Origin of the sequence: Barnesiella sp. CU968, assembly GCF_905219685.1 — a bacterium.
Classification (GTDB): Bacteria; Bacteroidota; Bacteroidia; order Bacteroidales; family Muribaculaceae; genus Lepagella; species Lepagella muris_A.
The window spans coordinates 1-1,639 of the sequence record NZ_CAJMXD010000521.1; the positions used below are offsets into that span (position 1 = coordinate 1).

The window sequence follows — 1,639 nt, forward strand, 5'->3', positions numbered from 1 at the left end:
TACGGAATCTGCCTGCAATCTGCGGGACGGACGTTTTAAGATATTGCTTTCGCATAATCCCGACCACTGGAATCGTGAGGTTTCTACAACCACAGATGTAGACCTTACATTGTCCGGACACACACATGCCATGCAGATGGTGTTTAAGATATTCGGATATGAATGGAGTCCGTCGAAGTGGCGTTATCCGCAGTGGAAGGGGATGTATGAGCGGGTTTCTGAGAAGGGTGATACAACGCGGCTTTATGTGAATATAGGTTGCGGAGAGGTAGGTATTCCGGCTCGGTTCGGTACTGCTTATCCGGAAATTACGGAAATAACATTAAAAAACAGAAAATGATTTCCGGTGCGGTTCAGTCAAGTATTGTGACATTGAGTTTCGGATCCAATCACGGAGACCGTATGAGAAATGTAGCTGCCGCTATCGGTTGGTTCCAGACTGTAGCAACCGGATGCCGTGTCTCTTCGATTTATGAGACACCGGATGTCACTGGGCACGGCGCTCCTTATATGAATGCCGTCGCATCAGGTTGTACTGAATTGGATTTTTGTGCTTTAAATCGTCTTGCTAAGGATTTTGAGGTTGAATACGGTCGTGACGCGGACTGCAGAAAAAGGGGAGTGGTGCCAATAGATATAGACATCGTAATCTGGAAATCCGAGACTCTTCGTCCGCTTGATTTTTCAAGAGAGTTTTTTCAGATTGGCTATAGGGAAATCTTGCCTGCAACCTGAAGCTCTTAACTAATAAGCAGTTTCTTAGAATTTGGATGCTCTTCTGTATAAATACAGACCGATGGCAAGGTAAATCACGTTAGGAATCTGCATGGCAATGAACGGGGTTGTCAGACCTGAAACTGCAAATGAACTTGTCACTGTAGAAAAAAGGATGTAGCTGAAACTTAATGCGAGTCCAATACCGATATTCAATCCCATGCCTCCTTTTGATTTTTTTGAAGAAAGAGACATCCCTATAAGCGTAAGAATAAATGCCGCTGCAGTAGATGCATAGCGTTTCTCGCGTTCTATTTCAAATGATTTGATGTTCGCGACACCTCGCATCTTTTGTTTTTCCACATATTCGGTAAGCTGGGGAGTGGTGAGTGTTTCCCAGTCGTTGGCGGATATAAGGAAGTCTTTTGGTTCGATTGGAATGATTGTGTCTTTTTCTCTGCCGGAAGTGATCTTTTCTTTCATTCCGTCAAAATCGCGTATCATATAGTCTCTTACAGTCCAGTGATAATTACGTGTAGTGTCGTAAGTGACAGACTGCGCGGTCATTCTTGATACGAGTTCTTTCCCTTTAAATTTATCAAATGAGAATCGGTAGCCTGTTTTGGTGCTGTTCTCGAATCTGCCTATGTAGACAACTTCACCTGGACGCGCCATGAGCTGGATGTCAATTCCGGTCTGCACACTCTTGTTACGGACGTATTTATTTGTGTATGCTATTCGTTTCACATTGCCGGGCGGAATTATGTAATTGCTTAAAAGAAAGGTCATGGCTGCTATTATAGCCGCACCTATCATATATGGCCTCAGCAATCTTTTAAAACTCACACCACTTGAGAGAATCGCGATAATTTCGGAATTGCCGGCAAGTTTTGTCGTAAAGAATATCACTGATATAAATACGATC

At 43.5% G+C, this 1,639-nt stretch carries 2 protein-coding genes and 1 pseudogene; 2 read left to right on the forward strand and 1 reads right to left on the reverse strand.

Annotated features, from left to right (window positions below):
* Window positions 1-340: pseudogene (locus JX312_RS13305) on the forward strand (hypothetical protein); the annotation flags it as partial.
* Window positions 337-735: a 2-amino-4-hydroxy-6-hydroxymethyldihydropteridine diphosphokinase gene (locus JX312_RS13310; protein WP_204458399.1), complete on the forward strand. Its 399-nt coding sequence runs from the start codon at window positions 337-339 to the stop codon at window positions 733-735. The pseudogene JX312_RS13305 and the gene JX312_RS13310, both read left to right, overlap by 4 nt.
* Before the next feature lie 24 nt (window positions 736-759).
* Here the strand turns inward: JX312_RS13310 and JX312_RS13315 are convergent.
* Window positions 760-1,639 (reverse strand): LptF/LptG family permease (locus JX312_RS13315; protein WP_204458400.1); only part of this gene is annotated, 880 nt, incomplete at its 5' end.